The 4,271-nt window shown below is 57.6% G+C and carries 4 protein-coding genes; 1 reads left to right on the forward strand and 3 read right to left on the reverse strand.

Translation table 11 applies throughout. The features are described 5' to 3' along the window. Window positions 1-256: 256 nt before the first annotated feature. The 3 genes from WCB02_RS37850 to WCB02_RS37860 all read right to left on the reverse strand — a co-directional run bounded on the left by WCB02_RS37850 (window position 257) and on the right by WCB02_RS37860 (window position 2,782). The gene (locus WCB02_RS37850; RefSeq protein ID WP_423967126.1) at window positions 257-745 is read right to left on the reverse strand and encodes a TIR domain-containing protein; all 489 of its coding nucleotides are present in this window, start codon (window positions 743-745) and stop codon (window positions 257-259) included. A 1-nt stretch (window position 746) separates the two neighbouring features. Further along, window positions 747-2,219 (reverse strand): SIR2 family protein, encoded by a 1,473-nt coding sequence (locus WCB02_RS37855; protein WP_423967129.1) that lies wholly within the window; start codon window positions 2,217-2,219, stop codon window positions 747-749. 179 nt (window positions 2,220-2,398) lie between these two features. Continuing rightward, window positions 2,399-2,782 carry a transposase gene (locus WCB02_RS37860; protein ID WP_423967133.1) on the reverse strand — a complete coding sequence of 128 codons (384 nt, stop codon included), beginning with the start codon at window positions 2,780-2,782 and terminating at the stop codon, window positions 2,399-2,401. A gap of 262 nt (window positions 2,783-3,044) precedes the next feature. On the opposite strand from WCB02_RS37860, the gene WCB02_RS37865 reads away from it, so the two are divergent. Beyond that, window positions 3,045-4,046 (forward strand): hypothetical protein, encoded by a 1,002-nt coding sequence (locus WCB02_RS37865; RefSeq protein ID WP_423967131.1) that lies wholly within the window; start codon window positions 3,045-3,047, stop codon window positions 4,044-4,046. The last annotated feature ends 225 nt before the right edge of the window (window positions 4,047-4,271 follow it).

Here is a 4,271-nt window from a genome sequence, read left to right on the forward strand (position 1 = left end):
GGCGCGTAGCGTCCTTGACGGTCGCGAGCACGATGGCGCGCTTGAGCGCGTCGGGGCCGCCATCCGCGCTCCAACGAACCATCAAATAGCTCGGACGCAGGGCCATCAAAAAGCGTGATCACGCTTATAGGCTGCTGATATCTGTTGATTGGGCAGGCCGGAAGTGTCTGGCATAGTCAAATTGCGCGATCAGTCCTTAATGGATATGGCCCGGGGGGCCACCGTGATCTAAGGCACCGCGGTTCCGACGCGCGCGTTAGCGACCGGCCTTTTTCGCGGCTGCCTCGATCCAGTCGCCAATATTGGCTCGTCCATTGTCCGAAACCCAGTCATAGGTGGGGTACAGCGTTGCGAGGGAAACCTTCTGCCCGTCCTGAGGCACAGACCAGTTATTGAAGGGGTTGCTACCCTTCGTATCGGTCATCCCCTCCTTGTTCTTCACATTGTGAATGTAGATACCGAGCACTCCCTTCTTGAGATTGTGGCTCTGACTGACTTCGTAGCCCACGTGCTCACGCGTTGACGTCTCAGAGCCGATCAAAACGACCGTGACGGACGTGCCCTTCATCTGGTCATCAATCCATTTGTGAATGGTCGCCGTGTCCCTCTTCTTGACTGCTTCCCACTCGGCAGCATCCCAAAAACCGGCGTCGATGCGGTCCTGCGTTACCCAACTATTGCGTACCTGGCCCGCGCGCCAGTTATCCAGCTGGTGGTGAAAACTGAAGAACGTATAACGTGCCAAATTATGCTCCTGTTGTCAGCGTACTGATGAGATCCAGCACTGTCGGAAGAAGGCTCTCCGGCTTTTCCGTAGGCTCACCGAGTTTCTTGAGTGCTCGTTTTATCTTCGGGCTTGCTCCAGAATAGAATTGGTCGAGATCGCTTGTCACCTCGTTCCACAGCTCCGCCGCCATCGAGCCGGACGCGCCGATTGGGATCAGGTAAAGGCGGCGACTCTTGGCAAGCTCGAATTCAGTGCGCATCCCGTCAGCCGGGACGAGTTTCCCTCCGACGGTCTTATTGCCCATGATGAAAACTGCGACGCCGGCCTGTGAGATCAGCTCCTCGCGGTAACGGGTGAACGTCTTGGTGCGCTCCGTCCCTTCCTTGATGCCGATTGGGAAGGGTCGCAGCACCAGCTGCTCGCCCAGGCTGCGGTGCCGAGTGGAATAGATCTGCTGGACTGCGCCGGTGACGACCGCGCTGCCGATGCCGAGGCCGAAGCCGCTTGTTATCCTCAAGTCCTTGTCGATAATGGCGCGGGACAACTCTGCGACGAAGTTCTCTGTCGCAGCTTGCCCCCACGGCCCATAATCGGCGGCACTGCCAGAGATGAATATGGTGCTGCGCCGATAACGATGTTCAAGGGTCTGCAACAGCCCTGTTATCTGCTCGTACTCGTCGACGAAAATAGTCTTGATGTTGGAGCGCATTAGATCCTGAGTGATCAGGTTTTGCCTCGTCAGCTCATAGTGATAATTCGCCTCCTTCTCGCCCTTCGCCTTCGTTCGGCGTCGCGTAATGCAATAATGCTGTCGCTGATGCGTGGTGAAGGTCGCTCGTATCCTCGACATTATAAGTTCGAGGTTGGGGTCCGTGAAGCTGAAGCCTAGGAACAAGAAGGTTTTTTCAACCAGATCGCCGGACAGAGCCGTTATGAATGGTCCGTGTGTCTGGTAATATCTCTCGTAGTCGTCCCTGCTTAGAACCGCTTGACTAGGATGCTCGATGTCTCCGTGCATCTTGTAGATGACCGCATCACGGCCGCGTCGCGTCGTGGCGAGCTGATCCTTGGTGTATTTCGCATCGACGCGCTTGCCCCCGGCCTCAAGGGCTTTTTCGATCAACCGGTCATAGTTCGTCGTCCAAAATGTGCTGATCGGCAGGCGCGCCAAAATTCGATGGTTCTCAGTCGGATCCTTCACGTCCGAAAACTCGTCGATCAGCAGCTGGCTAAGATGGTGCCGGTTGGTCGCATTCGCGTTGATGTGGAACTGCGCCAATCGCACAAGGTCGGTTTCTCTCGCAACGTCAAGGCCGATCCCACGCGCGATATCCGACAACAGCCCCGGCCAATCGACGTAGCCGGCCGCTTTCGACAAACCGGCGCCGACGAACACCGCGGCGTTGTTATCGTGGAGCTCTCTCAGGAACTTGGAGAGGAAATCTTCCCTCTCCCGGTCGGGCAATGTCGCTTTGGCTTTTGCCACTGCCATTGTCGCCTCGGAAAAGGCCGGTATCATAATGCAGTCAGAGTATCCTTGATCTGCTCAAGGTACTTGTCTGGATAGCTTTTGCAATTCCAGATAGCATAGACTGACGCTTCTTTGGGTTTGGGCAGGTTCGGGCCGAGGGCGGGTGTGGCCGGCAGCCGGATGGCACAGCCGGTCTACCCTCAGCTCCGGAAATCCCGGCGCGGCCGGTACTTGCGTTTCGGGCTAATAGCGCCACGGCCCTCCCATAGCGTGCCGCTGTGCCCATAGGTCCGGTTCACGTGCCGGACGTAGCGCTGCCCCAGATGCTTCATCAATAGCCCGCAGCCGTTGGCCTGTTGCGGTGTCAGCAGCAGCTGCACGTGATTGGTCATGAGACAGGTGGCGTGAACTGCGCACTCGAACTTCGCGGCCAGGGCCTGCAAGTGTGCGAGGTCAAGTTCGTAGTCGGCATCGGCGAAGAAGCAGGCGCGACGGTTGTTGCCGCGCTGAATGATGTGGACCGGGACCTCGGCGACGGTGATCCGGGAACGGCGGGCATGGGCGCCTCCAGCGGCGGCGGCGATGGTGGAGGGCGCAACCTAGCCGATAGACGTGGTCCCTCGTCCTCTAGACAGAGCGCCTCATCACCAACGTAGAATCTTCGAACTCGTCCCGCGCGGAACGATTCTGAATGGCGCGCCGCACCCGCGCAAATAAATCGGTCAATGACGATTGCCACTCACTCTAAGATAATTGCATATCAGATATGCAAATATGACGTTTGATATAGGGCAATTTGCGTGTTCTATGCTAGGGCATTGTTAATGTTCTTCTGGAACCGCCGAAATGGCCGATTTTCCACAACTGGTTCGCACGCCAGAAGCCCTCAAGGAAGCTCGCAAGGTACTCGGGCTCAGCGCGGGTGGTCTGGCCCGCATGCTGCGCGTAGAGGACGACCGCGCAATCCGGCGCTGGGAAACCCCCGGCGCCACAGTCCCCGGCCCTGTAACCGTCGTGATGGAGACCGCCATGAGCTACCTCAGCAAGCGGCAAATAATCTCCCAACAGTTAGACATGATGCGTTCCGGTAAGATGCGCACGGGCTTCACAGATTTGCAGCAGGGCACGGTCGATGATACCGCCGAGAGTATTGCTCATTTGGAGGCCGCCGACGCGGACTACGAGGCCGCTCTTCGAATCCTGATGCAGGTTGATGGGAATCTCGGGAACGGCTTGGAAGCCTTGACCCTTCAGCCTAACGCGAACGAGCCAGCACGCGAGGTCCACTGGTATCACCTTTGGCGTCAGACGCCGAAGCATGTAGAAGGAGAAAAGGACGACTGGTCGTTGCCCAACGAAGTTAGCCCCGAAGCCGCGTTGGCCTATTTCGAACGCCATGAGGCTGGCTTCAGCGAAGGACTGTCCCGTTGTGCCGATCCCCATGATCTATCCGCCGAGTTCATTTTAGAGCAGCGCGAGGTCCTGCGCACCCCTCGGGGAAATTCAGTGAGCCTTCGCGCGGGTCGGCTGGTCGATAGCTTCGCGGTGCGACGCGGTCGCGCATCATCACACGCATCGTCAAATGAAGATGCGCAGCCGTTCAAGACGATCCGTCTCAATCGGTTGGCCCCCGGTTCGAATGGTGGCAATCGAGAGCTTCGTTCGCTCCAATCGGCAATCGCGTACGTCCGAGAGCAGGTCGCGGCCGACAGCAGCCGCCGCAGCGAATTGCACTGGATCGTGGCTATTACAGCGTTGATCAACTCGTCCCGAACCGCCGACGGCTTTGGTCACGCTCGGGACGCTCTGGCGGAAGCCCTTAGGTCCGAAGGCTGGATGAGCGATTGATGCGTCAGTTTCACTGACTGCAGCAAGGGAGCCGTTGGTCATTGTAGCAAAAATAAGGAGCGAAAATAGGGGACCACTATTTCGCAATTTTCACTCTTGTGCCCGGTGTAAACGAGGGATGCCTCGATGACGTCAGCGGTTTTTGCGTCGACGGCTGCCATTGCGGTTGGGCCGTTAAACGTGGTTTGTCCTCGTTTTCTCTAATAGGTAAACGTCAGCCATGTA

Source organism: Bradyrhizobium sp. (genome assembly GCF_049581145.1).
Classification (GTDB): Bacteria; Pseudomonadota; Alphaproteobacteria; order Rhizobiales; family Xanthobacteraceae; genus Bradyrhizobium.

Bases quoted from the DNA above. Each gene is read 5' to 3' on its own strand.
- WCB02_RS37855 (WP_423967129.1), bottom strand. From the start codon at position 2,219: ATGGCAGTGGCAAAAGCCAAAGCGACATTGCCCGACCGGGAGAGGGAA.
- WCB02_RS37865 (WP_423967131.1), top strand. From the start codon at position 3,045: ATGGCCGATTTTCCACAACTGGTTCGCACGCCAGAAGCCCTCAAGGAA.